Below are 18,676 nucleotides of genomic sequence, written 5' to 3' on the forward strand. Positions count from 1 at the left end.
TAAGCCGCGATTGTCAATCAATTGACTAATCAAATAGATAAAAGAGAGCAGCGCAACAAATCGCTCAAATACAGTACGTTAGTGTAAAGAAGTTCGACAGTATCATCCGCCGCGCAACAATCAGAAGAATTCGGCATCAGTGTGCTTCTGCGATCCAGGCGCTGGCCGCCTCGCGCGTCTGATCACTCAGGTCGAACTGCACTGGCTGTTGCGTCTTCGACTGCATCACAATTGCCCGCCGAGCGACCTGCGTGCCGGGCTGCACATCGCGGATGCGGAGTCGCACCAGATCACAGCCTCGGAGTTTGCCGTCGATGGTCAGCTTGAACAGCGCAAGCTCGCGAGTCCTATGGGCCAGTTGCAGCTGTAACTTTTTTTTAGAACGCGGTGACACGGCAGTGGTGGTCAAGAGCGTCCCGGCGCAAGTATGCGAGAATTGCGGCGAATATTATCTCGACGGGGCCGTAGCTGCGCGTGTCTCCTCACAAGGAGAAGCCGCTGTTGCCCGCCATGCTGGGGTGGCAGTTCTACGCTATGCGGCTTAGTTTCAGCCTTCAGCGTGCTCCGTATATGTTCGGGTATCAGTCGCGGAACTATGATTTGAGCATTTGAACCATGGAGATTGGCAGTCGGAAGGCGGCCCGTGGCGGCTAGTTCAGCGGACTGATCGATGCCGCAAAGATAGGGGCCGACTCACCCCGGCGCCATAATACACAAAGGCCCCAACAAATCTCTTGTGCCGCAGCGTATTGTAAAAATCCCGATCGGCCGCTGGATCATCGCGCAATGTGCTGGCTAGCCGCTGGCCGCGGAGCTGTTCGGGACGCGGCGACAGGTCAAGGCGCCCTAATGGCGCTTGGGGGGCGCGAAGATAGTCCGAGGCTTTGCCGAGTGGTGCCGTGATATTTGCCCGGCGCTGCATGCGGCCGGTGGTGGGAGTGGACGCAAAGATCGCGTTCGCCTCTGCCACCTGCTGGAACCGACGGTTGGCATTCCAAACGGCGATCCCGATATCGCTGGCCAGCACAGTATTGTGGAAGATATCTATGGACTTCGGCGCCACCCCTTTGTGCGGCATGATCATGATCGCCCGTCCCACACCTGCCGTGTTGACAAAGGCGTTATTGTAGATAGCGGCTCGGCCAGTGGCCTGGAAAAGCGCTTCGGTTGGATTCTGATAAAAAAAATTGCCGTATACAAGATAGCGGTCGAAACGGCCGGCCCCCTTCTGCGGCTGGTATCCAAGCAGCACATTCGGGCGCGCCAGGCCCCCTGTGGCGCCCCCAGCGGCCTTGCTGAACGCGTTGTGGCGCAGGATCGTCACCTGCGGCTGCCGAGGCATGCCGGCAAGCTCCTTCCTGGGCTTCTGCTGCTTGATCTCAATGTTGTAGCCGATGGTGTTGCGGACCACATTTCCCTCGATTACGCCGCCGATAAACGGCGCAGAGCCGTCCGAGTCACCGAAATACATCCCGGTACCCGCGCCGTCGATCACATTACCCCGCACTACCCAGCTCCAAGCAGGACACTTAGTGGAAATGCCGACGATCTGCTGATTGGCATCGTGGTTGGAGATCTTCAGATTCTCGATCGTAATGTGGTGGGCGTAGCGTGAGGTTCCCTCGGCTTTGACGCCGTCGGCGCCGAGTTTTTGCCCATCGAGAACCAGATTCCGGATCGTAATATAGCTCGCGTTCTTGATGCTGATCGTATTGCGGCCGCGATGTGCCAGGAACAGCGCCGAATCGCCACGAGCGGGTCCCTCGATCGTGATCCGCCTCCCAGCCAGCCCATTAAGGTTGTGCGCTGCAAGACCGTAACGATACACGCCGGCTTGCAATCGGAGAATGTCGCCGGGCTGTAGAGTCTGCACCAATTGCCTATAGTCGGTGGGTTCGCCCCTGAGCACCGCGGCCGGCGCAGCACTTGCGAAACTCAGGGCCGTCAAGACGACCAACGGCACTCTATAGGCCACTGATCTCAAAGAGGATACCGCCATAGCGTTCTTTTCCACACCCACCCCCTCGGCGACCACCGGGGTATCAGAAGCTTCGAGGCTGGATCACCCCGTGTGCTTTTGACGCCGCCACTGGTGCTACTTCTCTTTCCTCTCTTTCGAAACCCTTGGCGGCCGCAGCCGCCCGGACCCACATCATTATCCACAACTCGACTCTTGCATGGCACGTGTAGCTTCGAGCGCGAGCACAAAATCGCGACCACGTTACAGCCCGATTTCAGGATGCGAAAATAAATCTCCACTTGCCAGCGACAAAGCTAGCATTGCAGCAGTTCGCGGCGGCTGTGTTCAATCCAACGGATGAGTTGTGGGTAATGATGTGGGTCATGGTGGCGCGTGATGCAGTTGTGCGATCACCGATCAACATCGGTGGTATTATCGCGTTCAGTGTCGTGCAGGTGTTCACCGGGCACAGCATGCGGTTGCTTTTACTGAGGACGATGGCCAGTCCGTGCACCAGTTGTTCGTGGCCGTGAAAAAGTTGTTCAACACCGGCTGATATGTCATGCCGGTACCGTAAGTACAGGGAAGACTTAACCAGGTCGTTTTCGACAGAACGTGGCCTACGCTAATGGATAGCGCCGAGAGCTTGGACACGGGCACGCAGCGTGCCTTTGCAACGGTAAACTTAATCTTGGTTGGGCTGGGCACGGCTGTAATGCTCGGCTGGTCCCTTGAGTTGCCGACCGTCGTACGGGTGAACCCGTCGTTCGTGCCGATGCAATTCAATACCGCAGTCGGGGTTGCCCTCGCTGGGGTGGGTTTGCTTGCTGGGATTTCCCGCCAACGCTGGCTCGGTCTCGTTACGGCCACGCTGGTTTTCCTACTTGGCCTTACCAGCCTCATGCAGGATGTGACCGGGGTTCGGCTCGGGATAGACACCCTGTTCCTCCACCCGTTCATCACGCAGATGAGCACTTTCCCTGGGCGTCCTTCGCCCAACTCGTCCCTTGCGTTCATCTCCCTGGGTGTGGGTATTTTTTTGTTTGCCTGGGGTTTGCGCCAACGTTGGATTTGCTGGGCAATCGGACTTTTGGGCAGTGCAACAGCCACCATAGGGGCTGTATCTCTATTGGGCTATCTCACAGGGGTCGAGGCGGCCTTTCGGTTGGTAAACCATGCGGGAATGGCCCTTCCCGCGGCGGTGGCGTTCGTGGTGGCCGGTGGCAGTCTGTCTGGATTTGTCGCTCAGACGGCGCGACTCGGGATGCCAGATCGGCAGATTGATTGGGCACCGTGGGCCGCTGCATTGTCCGTATTGGTCGCCGCAGCTTTCCTCTGGTGTGGATTGCGAGCGAATGAGGCAGCTTATTCGCAACGACGGTTAACCGCCGAGGCGTATTTCTTGCGCCAGGGTATTGCCGCTCCGATTCGGGAAGACCTTGAGGCATTGCAACGCCTGGCGTGGCGATTGGAGCGCGCCGGGGTGCCGCCGGGCGCCGAATGGTGGGCGGATGCACGGCGGTATCTTGAGACCGAACCCTACTACGTTTTGCTGTGGGCCGACAAAGACTTTGGCATTAGGTCGGCAATCTCTCTCGTACGGCCGGATCAGCGCTACGCGTTGCACCTGCCCACTATAAACGACACATCGAACGGGCCGCTCGTGGAGCTGGGCAGCCGAAAAATTTTCCGCTCCGCGGTGATTGAGTTACCCGAAGGAGGGGCTGGCTTCTACGCGTTTATGCCCATACGCCAGGGCCGGAGTGTGGCGGGTTACCTCGTCGCCCTCGTCGACCTTAATGCCATGCTCTTTCCGCTGTTGGACGAGTATCTACAGCGCGGGTATCGGTTCGTGCTCTTCGAGGACGGCAATAGGCTGGCTTTGAACGGCGGGGCACAACCCTTCGTCGCTGCGCGTTCCGCCGATTACGAGGTTGCGATTCCTATTGCCGGCAAGGCATGGCGGTTGGCCCTATACCGAATGCCGAAGGGGGTGGCTGCTACCCGGACGGCTTTGCCGGAGACGGTCCTCGTCCTCGGGTTGGTGCTTGCGGTGCTGCTCGGTATAGCGCTGCGCAGCCGGCAACTGCTGGCGGTGCGAGCCAGTCATCTGACTCGCTCGAAACAGGGGCTCGAGAAAGAGGTCGCGCAGCGTGGCGAAGAGCTGGCTTACCTTGCTACCCACGACGCGCTGACCGGGTTGCCGAACCGGATGCTGTTCAGTGAACATCTGCGCCAGGCGCTGGTTGAAGCGGATCGCCACAACCGCCGCCTGACGGTTATCTGCCTCGCGATCGACCACTTTCAGGAAGTCAATAATAGTTTGGGGCATGCTGCTGGCGACGATTTGCTGTGTGCGTTCTCGCAGCGCGTGGGTCAGTGCCTGCGCCGCAGCGATGTGCTCGCGCGTCTGGGAGGGGATGAGTTCATCATCCTATGTCCGGAAATAGTCGCCCCAGACTTCACGATTGGCATCACGGAAAAGATTCTTAGCATTATGGAGGAGGGCTTTCATGCGGGCTCGAATGAGGTTGTCGTGACCACCAGCATAGGTGTGGCGCTGTATCCGGAATCCGGCAAGACCGTCGAAGCGCTGATAAAAAACGCCGACGCGGCGATGCGCCAAGCCAAGGCGGCGGGGCGGAATACCTATGTTTTGTACGGGCCGGAGTTGGGGAAAACGGCGCATGCCAGAGTGGACCTGAGACGGGCATTGCGGTACGCCGTTCGCAACGGTGAGTTGCGGGTGCACTATCAACCGCAGGTTGAATTGGCGGACGGTCGTATCGTGGCGGCCGAAGCGCTGGTGCGCTGGGAGCGGCCGGGGCACGGTTTGGTGCCGCCGAACAGCTTCATTCCGCTGGCCGAGGAGAGCGATCTGATCGTACAGATCGACAGTGAAGTCCTGCGTCACGTGGCCGCCGACCTCCAGTGCTGGAGTGAAAACGGTTTCCCGCTGCCAAAAATCAGTGTTAACGTTTCGGCCCGGCAGTTGTATAGAGGCCGGCTGCTGGATGACTTTCGTCAAGTGCTCGACCACTACCCTGCGGCGCGCGGGCGGCTGGAGGTGGAGTTGACCGAGCGCCTGCTGGTCGACGCCGTGCCGCAGAATCGCCGCGTATTGGATGCGTTGGTCGATCTAGGCGTAACCTTTGCCATCGACGATTTCGGTACCGGCTATTCCAGCTTTGGCTATTTCCGCGATTTTCTCATCCACACTCTCAAAATCGACCGCAGCTTCATACAACAGTTAGCGGAGGAAGCCGCTGATGCACGGATCACTCTGGCGATAATCGGGCTGGCGAAAACCTTCGATATAGAGGTCGTGGCCGAAGGCGTGGAGCTTCCGGCGCAACAGGCGTTTCTCTGTCAGCACGGGTGTGCCCGGGCACAAGGTTGGTTGTTCGGCAAACCCATGCCGACCGACGAATTCATCGCGCATTGGAAACAAGCACGAGCTGTTTGATCCCCTACCGCGCCGCCCTCTTATATGGCAGAGGGCCAATTCTCTGCATTGTTGCATCGAGCATCGGCCGACCGTATAGCTCACTGCCGCAACCGTCTTAATCCCTTTTCTGTCAGGGCATGGTTCGAACACTACAGAACAAGGCAAAACACGGGCCGACAAGCTGTCTTAATCCCTTTTCTGTCAGGGCATGGTTCGAACTGTTGGGCCGAAAAAACCTCCTTCGATCAGTAGGCTGAGCGGAGCTGTATCGGGTAGGCGCATTTGCCGAAAGTTAGCTCCTGCAAGCCGGTGGTCAGGCGGCTGAGCTCTGGTCGTCGCCGTCTTGCCAGGGACCGGACAAGCCCAGCAGTTGCACGCCCTCGGGCAATGGCCGGCGTCCCAGCCAGCGGGCCGGTCGGCTTTCTTGCACGGCATAGATGCGCACATCATCGGCTTTGCGGTCGATCAGCTCAGCGAGCTCTTGGGCCAAACGATTGTGCTCCGGCGGCGTCAGCCAGCAGTAGAAGACGCTGTACTGCAGCGGCAAGCCCCAGCGCTTCATGCGCCGGTGCACCCGCGCAAGCCGGCGCGGCTCACAGATATCGTAACAGACCAGATGCGGTGTGCGACGTGCTTGCGCCATCTATGGTATCCGTAGCTTGCGGCGCGCCTCAGCGGCCTGTTCGCTGGTGCGGGATGGTCCATGGGCGCGCGTCATATATTCCCAGCGCAGCGCATCGAGGTGGCGCTGCAACTGCTCCGGCAAGGTGACGGCGGCGGCCAGTTCGAAGAACCGGACCAGCGCCGGGCGCTCGAGCTCGTGGGCTTGCTGGCGACGCCAACGTACGTACCGCCACAGCAGACGAACCTCCAGGCAGCGCTCCAACACCTCGACGAGCTCGCAACCCTTGGAGGACAGCGCCTCAACCACCGGCTGTAGGCCGTGCTGGTCGATTTCGGCTTGCAACCAGGCGTGGAGTAGCTCGCGGAGCAAGGCGCTCTCCCGCTCGGCGGGCACGTCCGGGCGGAATTGGCGCAGATAGCGCAGCAGCCGCTTGCGGTTGGCGGCGAAATCGCCGCGAAACCGGCGCCGGAATGCCAGACTCCAGGCGTGCAAGAGCTGCACCTCGCGCCACCAGCGGAAGGCTCCGGCACCGCTGCTGCAGTCGATGGCCGCGGCCAACTCGCGCACCGCGGCGTTGGCTGTGGGCCGCGCTTGATGGAGCACCGCTTCCATGGCGCCGCCGGCGGTTTGGAAATGAACGGTGCCGCCGCGCCGGACGATCTCAAGGCAAACCGCCAGTAACCCCTCGCCGCTCGCCGTGATCACCGCGCGCCGCACCCGCCGTAGCGGAATTCGGGTGTCGGCCCGCTGCGGGCGGCTTACCCGAATGCTGTCCGACTCCAACTCCAGGCGGACCTCGCGGCGGGCATTCACGTACAGGGCGCGGCTACTTGAAGTGCTCATATCTCGCCCGCCTCTTGCTGCAGACTGATGCAGTGCTCTACCAGCGCGGCACACAGCCGCCGCAGCCAACGCCGGTGCAATATGGCCTGGGTCTCGTAGGCCGCATAGAAGGTGGCGCGGGCGGCTTTGCTCATGCGTACGCCGCCGCCCTCTTGGCTGAACGACTCCGCGCGCAGTTGCCGGTCGGCGAACAAGCGCCAGACCAGACGTTCCACGCGTGGGCGCGCCACCTCGGTGAAATCGCAGGCAAGCGAGTCGCGGTTGTAGCTGCAGTCGTGCAACATGCCGAGCATGGGGTCGAGCCCGGCCTGGGCGATCGCGCGCAGGGCGAGCCGGCGTGGCTCCCGAACATCGTAGGCAGCGAGGTAGAGTTTGCGGGGCATGGAGCCTCCCTTGAAAAACCTCGAACAACTCCCGAATTCCGTCATCCCGGCCTACGCCGGGATGACGATGCGAAATGCGGTTTTTCGAAGTCTCCCTTGGCCTGTGATGGCGCCACCTTAGGCGCAAGAGCGCCGCGATGCAGAAACGGCAAGCTTGCCGCGCCGTCGGCGGGGAATGGCGAATTGTTAAAGAGCCTCGTGAGAACCGATCAGCGGCGCACCGCGGCAATGCGCTCGGCGTAGTAGGGCTCGAGCCGTGCGCCGTGGCGCTCCAGCGTGTCCGCGGAGAGCTCGCGGCCGCGCAGCTCGGCCGGTAGCATGACGCTGAGGTGCTCATAGCGGGCGCCCCGGGCGCAGACCGCGGCCACGAGCTGGACCGGCAGCGTGCCCACCACCCGGTCGCCGGCTTGGATCCAGGCGGGATCGAGGTGCGGCACGATGCGCCCGCCTTGCAGGCCGCGGCGCGCCAGCCACTCCAGCGCGCCGGCATGGCGGGTGACGAGCCACAGTGTCACGGCCGCGCCTCCAGTCGATAGCGCCCCAGTCCCATGACCGCGCCCTTGCCCACGTGTAGCCACTGACCCAGCCAAAGCCAGGGCCAGAGCGGCGCGAACTCACCGCTCAAAGCGAGCTCGCCGATAAGCCCGCCCATGGGTATGCGGCGGCGCTGACGGGCGGAGTAGCGTGCCCAGTCGAACCACTCCAGATGCACGGCGTTGACACGCACGGCGCGGGCCGCCGCGGCGAGCCCGCGGTAGTCCGCGCGCAGCGGTGCCGCGGCTTCGAGATCGTGCAGCATAGACACGCGCCGGGTCAGCGCGGTGAACAGTGTGGCGAAGTCGAACTCCGCCGCGGTCAAATAACGATTCTCCCGGCGCAGCCGCAGCGGGTGCTCTAAAATCATGCGCACCCGGGGCGGCGCGGCCGGTGGCTGGGGTATCTCGGCGGCAAAAGACGTCTTTGCTGCGGCATTGATCGCCAGCGGCCGCGCCTCGCGCAGTGTGAGCGGCACGCCGTTGAGGCGCAGTTTGGCGGCGGCGTCGAGCACTTCGCGGTGGCGGCGGGCCGCCGCGCCGATCAGGGTGAGCTCCAGCGTCACCGATGTGTCTCCGGCATCGGTTCGGGGCGAGACCACGTAAGGGTGGGGCAGCTCGGCATAGTGCCCGGCGAGCCCGCCGGCCTGAGCATGGCCGCGGGTCTCGAACAGCAGCCCATAGCCGCAGCGGCGAATGACCGGACAGTCCGCGCAGGCTTGCGCGCCGGTGATGCAGGCGAGCTCCCGCAATGCTTTGCCGAGCGCCCCGCGCCAGAGCGCGCCGGGATAAGGCGGCAAGCGCAGCGGGGTGGCAGGCGCGAAGGTGAGCCGCATGGGCAGCAGGGGAATCATGGAGTTTGCTCGGGGAGCAGGACGGTGAAGCATTCTTCCAGCAGCGCGCGCAGCCGCTGCGGCGAGGCGAGCGCCTGTTGAACCCTGTCACTCTTAGCTTTGTCGCCATGGGCCAGTGCGTTGCGCGTCTTACGCAGTAATTGGTACTGAGTGTAGCTCGCCGGTTTCTCTGTCTCGAACCACTCTTTCGCTGTCTCACGCTCCGCCTGTTCATTCTGGCGCCCGACGAAGCCGCGCTCTTGGGCCAGCTTGGTAATGAAAGCCTCAAAGCCATAGAGGGAGGCACGCAAGTAGTCATCTTGGCGCAAAGCATTCAGGGCTTGGGTACGCTGACGTTCATAGAGGTAGTTGCCGTCCACCCATTTCATGCGCTCTTCCAGCAGCGGCTGGAAGAGCGCGCCGGGACCGCTAAGCGGATGCTCGTGCAGGTTGTTGCGGGCTTTTTTCAGCAGGCCCCGGGCCCGCTGCCCCTGATGGATGCTCTCGCAAAAGGCGGCTTGGCGCAGGTTTTCAGCAACGGTGGCATGATCGGCTTTGATCAGCTCGGCTACGGCGCCGTAGTCGCCCAGCCAGTCGTGGCGCTGCAGCGCTTCGATCCAGGCGGTGATGTTGAGCAGGCCGGAGAGGTCGCAAACCTCGGCGGTGGCCGTCTCCGGGCGGTAGGCGCCGTACCAGAGCCCCTCGATAGCAAGCTCCGGCCGCGCGGCACGTAGGTAGAGCGCTGCGGTCAGGGCGATCATCGGCAGGTGGCGGTAGGCGTGGGTGACGTCGATCGAGAGGTGCGTGGCGCCTTCGGTGGCCTGATCGAGAATCTGCAGCAGCGCCACCTGCTCGTTTTCTTTCAGAGCTTCGGGGATGATCCGAAGCTCGATCTCGCAGCCCAAAGACGCGGCAAGCAGCGGCGTCAGAGCATCCAAATGTTCCTGGGTTACGGCTTGCCGGTCCACCCAGTCCCCCAGTTCGAGCCGCTTCTCCTCCTCTTGCCCGGCCAAGTCCACGTCCCGTTCGAACAGATGGTCCCACATGCTGCCGGCGGTGCCGAGGATCACCAACCGATCCGGGCGTTGCCAGCGTTGCAGACAGTAGCCGAGGTAGGCAGCTTGCTCCCTGGTGCCGTCGGGCAGGCGGTAGGTTGTCTGCCGGTAGCCGTCTTCGTTCCGGGGAGTACGGCCGAGAAAGGAAACCAATACATACATGGCGCTTATTCTCCGAGGTAGCCACGTACCGTCAAAGTGTGTTTGTGCGCTTTTCTCTGCGCCGGTTTGCTGCCCTTGCCGTCAGGGTTCCATTTGCCCTGCTTTTCCATGCGGGCGCGGATGTCTTTGGCGGCGCGCCGCTTGTCCTCACCCTCGAAGGCGCCCGCTTCGAGCTGCTGGATGAGGTGGACGTAGTCCGGCTGGCTTTTGTCATCACGCTGATCCAGCAATTCCTCGAGGCGCCGGGGAAAAGGATCCATGGCTTCGAGCTCAGCCTTGCGAGTCGCGGCTTGCTGCTTCTCGGCGGCTTCTTGTTCGGCCTGGCCGAGTGCCCACTCATCGACGGCCATGGCGCCGTAGCCCACGGCGGTTTTGGCGCCGAAGCCGAGCCAGTCGAAAGCGTGCCGAAAGGCCGCATCCAGCAGCGCTTGCCAGCGCTGCGCTGCCGCTAGGGAGGCATCCAGGTGCTCGAGCAGCGGCCGGTTGCACTCCACGTAAAAGCTAAAGCGAATGCCTGGGGGCATGGCGAGAAACCGAATCGGGTTGGGCGAGCCCGAGTCGTGGGGGCTTTGCCCACCGGTGTAGTAGTGGGTCTGATGCGGCGTCATGATCTCCACCTGCAACGCTTGCTTATCCTTATCCGGCACCGGATAAGCATCCCAGAAGGCGAGCGCGCCGCGCCGGGTGTCCTCGTCGTCAGCAGCGGGTTTGCCGAACAGCGTGTCGATGGCCGGTTCGCTCCAGCCGTCCGCGTTTGGTTCACCGAATTCGCCCTCGGTCAGCTCACGGGCGGCTTGGCGGACCACGCCCTTGATGCCGCTGCCCGGCAAATAGGGCAGGCCGTAAGGCGAGAGAAAGGCAAAGCCGTTTTCGAGTGGATGTTCCATACCGAGCCCGGTGGCGAACGGCGCCGTGCTGCGTGCGGGCAGTTGCCAGAGCCCTCGACGCGGCTGGTCGAGCAGGGATTGCGCGAGCGCCGCCTGGCGCTCGGCGAGCGCATGCATGCGCCGGCGGTCGTCGTCGGAGAGTGTGCCGGCCTGCCGCGCGGCGTCGGCCTCGGCGCTATCCGGCACGGACCAGGTTGCTCGGTCCCACACGCGAAAATACAGATAAAATTTGTGCCCTGGAGCGGCGTCGGAAAAATCCTGCCCGAGGTAGGCGGGTACGGCGGCGACGGCCATCTAGACCTCCTAATGCTGTTGGCGCTTCTCGACCGCCGGAGCGATCTGGCGCACCCAGCGCAACCAGGCCAGCGCCTCGGCCGTGATTTGCTGGAACGCCCGCGGCTCGGCCACTAGCAGTGCCTGCATGAACGGTGCGAACTCGGAGCGGCCGATTGCTTGCGGAAAACGCCTGGTGAGCCAGCATCGCAGGTGCTCGCCCAGCTTGGAGTGGTGCCCGTTGCGCTCTTTACGCCCTTTCTCCTCGAGAAAAGCCAGTGTCTGCATGAGCCCGCTGTTCATGATCAGCGCCGGCAGACCCTTGGCGAGCTTGGTATAGGGTTCGGTGCAGCCCTCGGCGCACTGCCAGGCATCGGCGGCGCGCTGCTGCTCCAGGGTTTGGGTCATACTCAGCCCTCCACCAGGTTGACGGTGACTAATCCGCGGCCGGTGGTGGCATCGCCGCCAAGCTGGATGAGCGACTCGTGCAGCGCCGTGCGCATCTGGCTCATGACGGCAGCCGCGTCCAGCGACGGGTGGTCGCTGTGCTCGGCCGAGGCCATGAGCGGGGCGAGCAGCAACGACTCCGGCGGCAGATTCTCGGTGTAGAACAACCCGCCGCCGTCCGCCGTTCCGGTCTTCTCGTTGATGCGCACGTGCGGCTCCACCAAGGTGGCGTTGCGCGCGAAATAGCCGAACTCGGTATCGGAGAGCACTACTAGGTGGCGGCGCAGCTTGTCCCGGAAGTAGTCGTAAGCCGTTCCTGGCGGCAGTGCGCGGTCGGCCAGCCAATCGGCCACCGCGCCCACGGCCGCGTCCGGCTCGGCCTGGTATTGAAAGACCTCCAAATTGAGCTTGCCGTCGTCGAGCAGCGGTGTGTTGCCTTCGGCGCCCGCGATGGGCAAGCGGCAGTGCCCGTCCTCCACCTGCGGGAGGCTCCAGCCGGAGTCGGTGCCGGTGAGCCGCAGCAGCCGCTCGGCGCGGGCCAGCGCCTGCGGGCAGGTGGCGTAGACGAAGCCCTGACGGGCGGCACGCACGGGGAAGAGCACGAGCTGGGCATCGCCGAAGCTCACGGCGCCGGCGCGGTGCTCTTCACCATTCGAAGGGCCGAAGATCGCGTCGATTTTGGCGGCATCCCCGCCGAGCTGGGCGAAGCCATGTCGCACGGCGCCCTTGATGCCGGAGCCGGCGAAGCTCGGGTGATGAGTGTGGCACTCCCGTTGGATGGGATTGTCGATGACTCCGGTGGCCGACCCGGCGCCCATGTGCACCGGGCTGACGCAATAGAGGAAGACGGCGGCGGTTCTCTCGTACATGCGGCTTGATCTCTATCTCAGGCGTTGGCGATGGTGCAGCGGTTGAAGCCCTCGGCCCGCCGCTGCGGATCGTTATTCTGATCTTCCAGCTTCCATAGTCCTCTTTCGGCAAGCTTGCCGAGCACTTGCGGGTCGCCTTGCAGCCCTTCGAACCAGTACACGGCCCCGGTGGGGGCGCAGCGCTGGGCGGGCTTGGGCGCGTGGCGGGCCAGGTCCCAGCCGCTCACGGTCACGGCACGCGGTATCGCCGCGCTGACCAGATGGGCCGAAGCGCCGGAGAGATGCCAGCGGCCGCTCGCGTTCAGGCCGGGCAGGCGCCAACCACCGGGGAAGAGCCCCGGAGCGGTGAGCACGACCCGAAAACGCCCGCTCGCGGCGATGCCCTCAAAATCGGTGGCGGGCTCCTTGATGGTTTCGGGGCAGCGCAAGACGGCTCCGCGGCCGTCGCCGCCGAGGCGCAGCAGGCCTTGTACCGGCAGGATGGACGCCGCGACGCCCTCGATACCAACCAAAAACCCGACCTCGGGGCACAGGGCGATCACCTCGGAAGTGTAGAGCTTACCCTCGGCGGCGCTGCGTCGGCTCGGATCCAGCGCGATGCCGAGCCGGCGCTCCGGCTGCCAGAGCGAGTCGGTTTTTATCAGGTGAGCGGCGTCGAGCTCGGTGCCGGTGAGATAGCGGCGCCAGCCCTCGGCGCTGAGCCAGTAACCGGCCGCGGGTTTAGCCGGTGCATCGATGCGCAGCAGCGCCAGCTCCCGCGTGGCCCGGCTGCAGGCGATGCCCTCGGGCAAAAGTCGGGGCTCCAGGCGATGGACCGTAGTCTTGTCGAGATCCTCGGCCAAAGTCACCTGTAGGTCCGCCGGCAGTGGGTACACGGGCTCGATGCCGGCGGCGCTTGCGCGGGCGAGCCGTACCGGCCCCAAAGTAAAGCCTCCGGGTTGCGCCGGCGTGCCCAGGGCCTCGGCGTAGCCTGCGGGCAGGCGCGCGCGGCCTGCGGCGAAGGCATTTGGGTCGACTCCCGCGTCGATCAGCATACGGGTGCGCAGCGCACCGGCGAATACGGACGGCCAGGGCGGCATGAGCGCCTCGCTGTCGGCCCCGGCGCCACCGAAGAGCCGATTGCCGCGCAGATAGAGCACATCGAGCGGCTCGATGAAGCGATACTCGGTCATGTGTCCAAGCTCCGTGTCTCCCGAGCCAGGAATTCGGCTACCGACAGCATGTTCTCGATGAAATCGGCGGCCTTGGCCGGGTTCTCGACGGGGCACAGCTTGGCCAGCCGTTCGGCATGGATCGGAGCGCCTTCTTTCTCCAACTTCTGGCGCTGGAATTGGTAATGCAGCATTTGCCCGAGCAGGCGACGGAACGGCGCCTCTCCGCCTACCGCTACGGGCTTCGGTAGATCCCGCAGCCAGCCGCGGACGTTGTAGGCGGCCCGGCGCGAGGCGCCGGCGTTTTTTTGCAGCGCGGCCGAGAGGGTGCGGAGTGCTCCGATCACGTCCTCGCCGCCCATCTGCCAGGGCAGAGTGAGCTCGAGGGCGCCGCCGGCGCGCTTGATGATGGTGAGTGAGAAGGCATCTCGGCTGCCGCGATTATATGCCTTGGCCGTTTTCTCGGCCCCCCGCAGCGCCCGCAGAACCGCGCCCAGCGGGGCCTGGTGATGGGCGATAACGGCGCCCATGGAGGCAGTGGCGTTTTCGCCCATGGTCAGATACAGCCGTCCGCGGCGCCGCGCGAAACCGTTTTGAAAGCGCATTTCGTGAGCCGCCTCGCCCTCCTCCGGCGCCAGACCGGAGTAGGCAAGACGCAGGCGGCGCATGGCGGAGAGCAGATCGGAGACGGCGAACATGGCCATGAGGTCGTCGCCGCCGGCGTAGAGCACCCGCCCGATGTGCTCGCGCTCCACCACTTCGCGGGCGATCACCGTAGAGAAATCGTTCAAGGCGCCGGAGATCGCCAAATGGCGGCCGGGTGAGACGGCGCGTTGCGCGTTTAGATAATCATCCAGCGGGGAGTTGTCCTGGAAGCGCGCTTGCAACCCGGCCTGTATTTTTGGATGAAAGGCGGCGCGGTACGGGATGGTGAAGCGCTCATCGCCGGAGAGCCAGGCCCCCATATAGTCCCCGTCCATGAGCAGCAGCGCGTAATAGGTCTCGGGTTTGTAGCCGAGCGCGTGGGCCAGCCGGCTAATGGCAGCCTCCGCCTTGCCCTCGTCACGCTGTGCCTCGATCCAGGCCGGGATGCGTTCTATGAGCTCTCGATTCGGGTGCTCGCGCAGCTTGTCGGCCAAGCGCCGGGGCAGGGCCACACGCTCGCCGCGTTGCTCGATTTCATTGCGCAACTCGGTGTCGATCGCCAGTGGTGCGTCGCCCAGTTTGTCCAAGGTAGTGGCCAGCGCCATGGTGTGGGTCGAGACCACGAACCGCGAGAATGACATATTGAGCGTGTCCTTGAGCTCTTCGCAGAACAGCGTCGGCCACAGGCGCTTGAGCGTGGCGAGCGCGCCCAGATGCTCGCCTTTGCGCACCCAGGTCGGCCGCTTACGGCCGAGCCGGCTCCAGAGAGTGTCCGCTTGATCGCGTTGGCCCGGTGGTAGGCTCAGATGTGCGGGGTTGTCAGTGAGCCATTCCGCCTCGGCGGTGAGCGAGCAGCGGTAGCCGTGCTGCTCCAGGGCGTCGAAAGCGCGCACGGACTTGGCGGCGACGAGCACCCGATCTACGAGATCGTAGACCGCCGGGTACAGCACGCCGGGATTGGGTTGGTAAAAGGTGGCCGCGCCATCGAGCTCCAGCGGCCGGCTTAGCACCCGCCAGGCGCGGCTGCCGAGAAAGCCGGGCTCTATCGGGTCGCCCGGATAGAATGGGCGTAGCGCCTCGGCAAGCGCGCCAGTGCGGACCTTGCGCTCACCGTCGGCGGTCAGCGCGCTGTAGGGCACCGCCGCCCAGTGCACCTCGGGGAAGCCTTGGAGTTGCTCGCGGAGTTGGCGATGAGCATGCAGGTCGCGGCGATCCTCGACGCCGGCCTCTTGCAGCACCCGCTGCAGGGCAGCCTCGGTGCGCCCCACGGTCCACTGGCGCAGTTGTTCGGTGATGTCTTGGGCGATGGCCTCGGCCGCGCTCGCGGGCACCAGGGCCAGGAAACGGTTCGGCAGCGCGGCGCTGAACAGCGGGTTGCCGTCGGTAGGGTCACGCATCCAATTCTGTGCGCCAAAGAGGTTGCGGTCGAGCCCGCAATCGCGCAACAGCCACAGATCCACCTGCGGGATGCCGCGCAGCCGGGGAAATAGGATGGCCTCCGGCCCGAGGCGCTCACAGACCACGCGCATGGCTTCCCAGGACAGCCGTGCGAGCAGATGCGAACCGGCCCACAGATCCGAGGTGGTGCGGGCCGCGGCGATGAACTCCTGCACCGGGCCGATGCTTATATTAAGCAGGGCGCACTCGCCGTTTGCATCCGCCACGAAGGCACCGGCGAAGGCGGAGACCAGATCGAGGTGATCCCAGATGCTATGGTCGGGGATGCGGGTATCGGCCGGTAGGAAGCGCCACAGCTCGCCAAGCCGCGCGGTATCATCCGCGGTGTCGAGCTCCGGGCCGAAGCGCCACAATGTGAGTGCCATCCGGCGCGGATCATCACCGCCGGCGGCTTTCAGCAAGCGCTTGAAATGGGCCTGACTTTGGTCCTTGACGGCTTCGATCCTGGTTTCGCGCAACCCGCCCTGTTGGCGCAAGTCGAAGGCCTTGCCGGTCAACGGGTGTATGGGCACCGGCTGCTCGGCGAAGTTGACCTGGCTCCAGCGGGCATAGGGTCCTTCTTTGCCGTCACGGGGAAACTGCGGTCGGTCGGCGGCGGAGGCCCACCAGTCCGCCTTGCGCACAGTCGCGCGTAAATCCCCGGCCATGCCCTGCGGAAACAGGCGCTCGTGCAGCACGCGGCTGGTGCCGCCCTCGGGACCGGCGGGGTCGCGCAGCAGCACCAGCGCTTTCTCGGCCGGATCGTGCAGACGCGCGTGCAACTTGGCTTGCCAGAGTCGGTCGGTCATTGGGTCTTCCTCGGCTCAGGCGTTGACGCGCTCGAGCGCGTTTTCTTCATCCAGATATTTGTGGGCGTCGGTCCAGACATCGATTAGGCGGCGTTTCTTGTCGGCTGCGTCAGACTCGGGCATTTTGTTCCAGAGCGCGTCCGAGGGTCGGCAAGGGAAATGGATGAGCTCGCCGTGTAGGCGCCCGTGCGTATCCTCTACGACTTTGAGGCGCAGACTGTTAGGAAGACGATCCCGCGCGCTCCATCCCGGCAAGGCGTGCTTGGTAACGGGATAGGAGAGCAAACAGCGATCCGCACTTTCTTTTGCAATCGTTGCTCGCACTCTTGCTAGCTGTTGCAGCACCTTGTCCCAAGATGGCCAAGAGTCTCGGGTGCGCCAGATCAGAGGGCCGCGCTCGTCACGGCCGATTCCGCGCACCCAGTCCGAGCACAGCGCGTCGCGCCAGTAGATCAGGTAGTCGTTCCACACGGCATCACGGGCGCCGTCGAGCACATACGAGCCCCAGCCGTTGCGGCTGCGCCCGCCGACCGTGCCGAACCGGCTCATCAACGCCAGGGCCTCCTCGATGCGGTTTGAACCGTTCGCCGCTGCGGCCGGCCAGGCGATGCGCAGCTGCGCCGTCTCGCCGGCGTCGATGGCCGGCTTGGCTTGCGGGTTTCTATCGAAGCGGCCGTAACCAAGATAAATGAGCGCATCCACGTTGCCGCTTATCGAGCGGTTAACTTGTTTGTCACTTACCCGCCACTCGCCAAGCCGCAGCCGAATTTGGCTTTTCATGGCCTTTTGGTCCGGCCACGCATTGCCGAACAGCTCTGCCTCCTCGCCACGAATCCGCCCCCAGTCGCGCCCCCGGACGGCGAGCACCAGGCGCCACCATTGACGTAGCTGAGCTTTGAACGGCGGCGTGCGCCAGGCGCCGCGCTGCTCGGCGTCGCCGAGGAAGGCGGGGCTTAAAAAGCGCACGGTCAACGTTTTGGTGTGCATCGACATGGCGTAGTCTCTTGCTTCGCTCGGCCAGGCTAACGCGCGGCGGCGGATAGTCGCGCAGTGGCAAGCTTTCCGGTTACGGCTCGCCCTCGATGTGGATCGACTGCGGCGGGAGGTCCAGTGCATAGCCGGTGTGCGGACGCCGCCCCGAGGCTTTTATGTGGTAGCGCTCAGCCGCCCGCGGTGTGAGCCCGCTGCGCTCGCTGAGTGCGCGGTTGAGTCGGCTGCGGGTGCGCTCGAAATAATTGCTGCGCTGGCCTTGCTGCAGCTCCAGGGCGGCGCTCGCAACGGCTTCATGAATCGGGGTGATGCCGTGGCCTTCCAGGTATTCGATCAGGCGCAGTAGATCCTTGGCTGCGTTCTCATCGAACGGTATCGGCGGGAGATCGTGGTGAGCGCGCTCGGCGAACCAAACGAGCCAGATGAAATGGGTGCTGGATAGACGTACTTCGTGGCCTTGCAGGTATACTCGGCGCCGGGTCAAGTCGATGCGCAGCTCCGGGCGGTCGAGACTTTGCTGGGCGCGTTCGACGGCGGTGCTGAACGGAATTTCGCCGTCGAGCAATGCCGGGTCCAGCCCATCGCGCAGACGCACGAACGGCAGCCGCGCCAGGCGCACTTCGGCGTGCGCCGTGCTGACGGTTTCCCCGGTGTGCGCCACCTTCAGCCGGCGCGGCTGCGGTGGCGGGTAGAAAAACTCCGGGTGCGATTCGAATGGCGTATTGACCAGCACGTGAGAGAGTTCGTCTTGCGGGCGGGCGTAGAGGGAGAGCGCGTAGCCGGCATAAAAGCCCATAGTCTTGCGCCCCCCGGCGAGCGAAACGTGCAACCGGAGCTGCGGATCGTGAGTTAGCTGCCGCAGTAGTGCATTGATGCAGTCGGCCACGGCCGCGTTGCCGTCGGGGTCCGTGATGTCATCGAGCTCGCGGCCCTGCCGATCGCGGATGACATGCAGGGTCTCGGGGCCGAACCGGATCGCGCCGCGATCGAGACCGTAGTCCGCGCACAAGCGCTGGAATTGTCCCGGCACGCCGCCCGGACGGTCCAGCAGCGTGTGCTCGATGCGACGCCGGCCCTCGCCGGTGGTTACCACATGGATTTCCGTCGGCAGTCGGCGCTGCTCGACCGGTCCACCCACCGCCAGCGCATACAGGGTCTCGGTGACGATCTGAGGCGTCAGCCCGGTGACGCAGACTAAGATATCGCGCGCGTGGCTTAGCCCTTTGTTGCCTTCCATAGCCGATGTTTATTCTATTTCTGCCGGATCCGCATGATTTGACGAGACATCTTATGCGTATGCCGCGTGTGAAGCTGTGAATCAGTGAG

Annotated in this window: 17 protein-coding genes; 2 read left to right on the forward strand and 15 right to left on the reverse strand. The window is 64.0% G+C overall.

Features of this window, described 5'->3' with window-relative positions; translation table 11 throughout:
* Positions 1 to 136: 136 nt before the first annotated feature.
* Positions 137 to 394, reverse strand: coding sequence for a site-specific integrase (locus tag NB231_RS17975; protein ID WP_232210547.1), 258 nt, complete (start codon positions 392 to 394; stop codon positions 137 to 139).
* Here NB231_RS17975 and NB231_RS17980 point away from each other — a divergent pair.
* Complete coding sequence (locus tag NB231_RS17980) at positions 315 to 545, forward strand: type II toxin-antitoxin system MqsA family antitoxin (RefSeq protein ID WP_084766439.1); 231 nt, start codon at positions 315 to 317, stop codon at positions 543 to 545. The two genes, NB231_RS17975 and NB231_RS17980, sit on opposite strands and share 80 nt — an antisense overlap.
* Before the next feature lie 110 nt (positions 546 to 655).
* On the opposite strand, the gene NB231_RS13610 is transcribed toward NB231_RS17980, so the two are convergent.
* Positions 656 to 2,014, reverse strand: a complete 1,359-nt coding sequence (locus NB231_RS13610) for a right-handed parallel beta-helix repeat-containing protein (protein ID WP_232210478.1) — start codon at positions 2,012 to 2,014, stop codon at positions 656 to 658.
* A 574-nt stretch (positions 2,015 to 2,588) separates the two neighbouring features.
* Between NB231_RS13610 and NB231_RS17040 the strand changes: the two genes are divergently transcribed.
* Positions 2,589 to 5,426 carry a putative bifunctional diguanylate cyclase/phosphodiesterase gene (locus tag NB231_RS17040; protein ID WP_005003893.1) on the forward strand — a complete coding sequence of 946 codons (2,838 nt, stop codon included), beginning with the start codon at positions 2,589 to 2,591 and terminating at the stop codon, positions 5,424 to 5,426.
* 295 nt (positions 5,427 to 5,721) lie between these two features.
* Here the strand turns inward: NB231_RS17040 and cas2 are convergent, their stop codons facing one another.
* From cas2 to csm6, 13 genes are all read right to left on the reverse strand, one after another.
* Entirely contained in the window at positions 5,722 to 6,051 is a 330-nt protein-coding gene (gene cas2, locus NB231_RS13625) for a CRISPR-associated endonuclease Cas2 (RefSeq protein ID WP_005003896.1), read from the reverse strand.
* A complete protein-coding gene (locus NB231_RS13630; protein WP_005003901.1) occupies positions 6,052 to 6,876 on the reverse strand; it encodes a hypothetical protein in 825 nt (274 codons plus the stop codon).
* A complete protein-coding gene (locus tag NB231_RS13635; protein ID WP_005003903.1) occupies positions 6,873 to 7,259 on the reverse strand; it encodes a CRISPR-associated endonuclease Cas1 in 387 nt (128 codons plus the stop codon). The genes NB231_RS13630 and NB231_RS13635 overlap by 4 nt, the downstream gene beginning before the upstream one ends.
* 209 nt (positions 7,260 to 7,468) lie before the next feature.
* Entirely contained in the window at positions 7,469 to 7,837 is a 369-nt protein-coding gene (gene csx16, locus NB231_RS13640; protein WP_332247707.1) for a CRISPR-associated protein Csx16, read from the reverse strand.
* Positions 7,771 to 8,646: a CRISPR system precrRNA processing endoribonuclease RAMP protein Cas6 gene (cas6, locus tag NB231_RS13645; RefSeq protein WP_005003905.1), complete on the reverse strand. Its 876-nt coding sequence runs from the start codon at positions 8,644 to 8,646 to the stop codon at positions 7,771 to 7,773. The genes csx16 and cas6 overlap by 67 nt, the downstream gene beginning before the upstream one ends.
* Positions 8,643 to 9,842 (reverse strand): TIGR02221 family CRISPR-associated protein, encoded by a 1,200-nt coding sequence (csx2, locus tag NB231_RS13650; RefSeq protein ID WP_005003906.1) that lies wholly within the window; start codon positions 9,840 to 9,842, stop codon positions 8,643 to 8,645. The genes cas6 and csx2 overlap by 4 nt, the downstream gene beginning before the upstream one ends.
* A 5-nt stretch (positions 9,843 to 9,847) precedes the next feature.
* On the reverse strand, positions 9,848 to 11,023 hold the full coding sequence (gene cmr6 / locus NB231_RS13655) for a type III-B CRISPR module RAMP protein Cmr6 (RefSeq protein ID WP_005003907.1): 1,176 nt from the start codon (positions 11,021 to 11,023) through the stop codon (positions 9,848 to 9,850).
* Positions 11,024 to 11,032: 9 nt separating this feature from the next.
* The gene (gene cmr5, locus NB231_RS13660) at positions 11,033 to 11,410 is read right to left on the reverse strand and encodes a type III-B CRISPR module-associated protein Cmr5 (RefSeq protein ID WP_005003908.1); all 378 of its coding nucleotides are present in this window, start codon (positions 11,408 to 11,410) and stop codon (positions 11,033 to 11,035) included.
* Positions 11,411 to 11,412: 2 nt separating this feature from the next.
* The gene (cmr4, locus tag NB231_RS13665; RefSeq protein WP_005003909.1) at positions 11,413 to 12,318 is read right to left on the reverse strand and encodes a type III-B CRISPR module RAMP protein Cmr4; all 906 of its coding nucleotides are present in this window, start codon (positions 12,316 to 12,318) and stop codon (positions 11,413 to 11,415) included.
* A gap of 17 nt (positions 12,319 to 12,335) precedes the next feature.
* Complete coding sequence (locus tag NB231_RS13670; RefSeq protein WP_005003912.1) at positions 12,336 to 13,490, reverse strand: type III-B CRISPR module-associated protein Cmr3; 1,155 nt, start codon at positions 13,488 to 13,490, stop codon at positions 12,336 to 12,338.
* Entirely contained in the window at positions 13,487 to 16,360 is a 2,874-nt protein-coding gene (gene cas10, locus NB231_RS13675) for a type III-B CRISPR-associated protein Cas10/Cmr2 (protein WP_005003915.1), read from the reverse strand. Before cas10 ends, NB231_RS13670 begins: the two co-directional genes overlap by 4 nt.
* A 15-nt stretch (positions 16,361 to 16,375) precedes the next feature.
* Entirely contained in the window at positions 16,376 to 17,353 is a 978-nt protein-coding gene (locus NB231_RS13680) for an RAMP superfamily CRISPR-associated protein (protein WP_005003917.1), read from the reverse strand.
* 73 nt (positions 17,354 to 17,426) lie between these two features.
* A complete protein-coding gene (csm6, locus tag NB231_RS13685) occupies positions 17,427 to 18,587 on the reverse strand; it encodes a CRISPR-associated ring nuclease Csm6 (protein WP_005003920.1) in 1,161 nt (386 codons plus the stop codon).
* Positions 18,588 to 18,676 lie beyond the last annotated feature (89 nt).

Origin of the sequence: Nitrococcus mobilis Nb-231 (genome assembly GCF_000153205.1) — a bacterium.
In the GTDB taxonomy this organism is placed as follows: domain Bacteria; phylum Pseudomonadota; class Gammaproteobacteria; order Nitrococcales; family Nitrococcaceae; genus Nitrococcus; species Nitrococcus mobilis.

Excerpts from the sequence above, each read along its gene's own strand:
- NB231_RS17980 (WP_084766439.1), top strand. The coding sequence starts at position 315 with ATGGTCAGCTTGAACAGCGCAAGCTCGCGAGTCCTATGGGCCAGTTGC.
- NB231_RS17040 (WP_005003893.1), top strand. The coding sequence starts at position 2,589 with ATGGATAGCGCCGAGAGCTTGGACACGGGCACGCAGCGTGCCTTTGCA.
- cas2 (WP_005003896.1), bottom strand. The coding sequence starts at position 6,051 with ATGGCGCAAGCACGTCGCACACCGCATCTGGTCTGTTACGATATCTGT.
- NB231_RS13630 (WP_005003901.1), bottom strand. The coding sequence starts at position 6,876 with ATGAGCACTTCAAGTAGCCGCGCCCTGTACGTGAATGCCCGCCGCGAG.
- NB231_RS13635 (WP_005003903.1), bottom strand. The coding sequence starts at position 7,259 with ATGCCCCGCAAACTCTACCTCGCTGCCTACGATGTTCGGGAGCCACGC.
- cas6 (WP_005003905.1), bottom strand. The coding sequence starts at position 8,646 with ATGATTCCCCTGCTGCCCATGCGGCTCACCTTCGCGCCTGCCACCCCG.
- csx2 (WP_005003906.1), bottom strand. The coding sequence starts at position 9,842 with ATGTATGTATTGGTTTCCTTTCTCGGCCGTACTCCCCGGAACGAAGAC.
- cmr6 (WP_005003907.1), bottom strand. The coding sequence starts at position 11,023 with ATGGCCGTCGCCGCCGTACCCGCCTACCTCGGGCAGGATTTTTCCGAC.
- cmr5 (WP_005003908.1), bottom strand. The coding sequence starts at position 11,410 with ATGACCCAAACCCTGGAGCAGCAGCGCGCCGCCGATGCCTGGCAGTGC.
- cmr4 (WP_005003909.1), bottom strand. The coding sequence starts at position 12,318 with ATGTACGAGAGAACCGCCGCCGTCTTCCTCTATTGCGTCAGCCCGGTG.
- NB231_RS13670 (WP_005003912.1), bottom strand. The coding sequence starts at position 13,490 with ATGACCGAGTATCGCTTCATCGAGCCGCTCGATGTGCTCTATCTGCGC.
- cas10 (WP_005003915.1), bottom strand. The coding sequence starts at position 16,360 with ATGACCGACCGACTCTGGCAAGCCAAGTTGCACGCGCGTCTGCACGAT.
- NB231_RS13680 (WP_005003917.1), bottom strand. The coding sequence starts at position 17,353 with ATGTCGATGCACACCAAAACGTTGACCGTGCGCTTTTTAAGCCCCGCC.
- csm6 (WP_005003920.1), bottom strand. The coding sequence starts at position 18,587 with ATGGAAGGCAACAAAGGGCTAAGCCACGCGCGCGATATCTTAGTCTGC.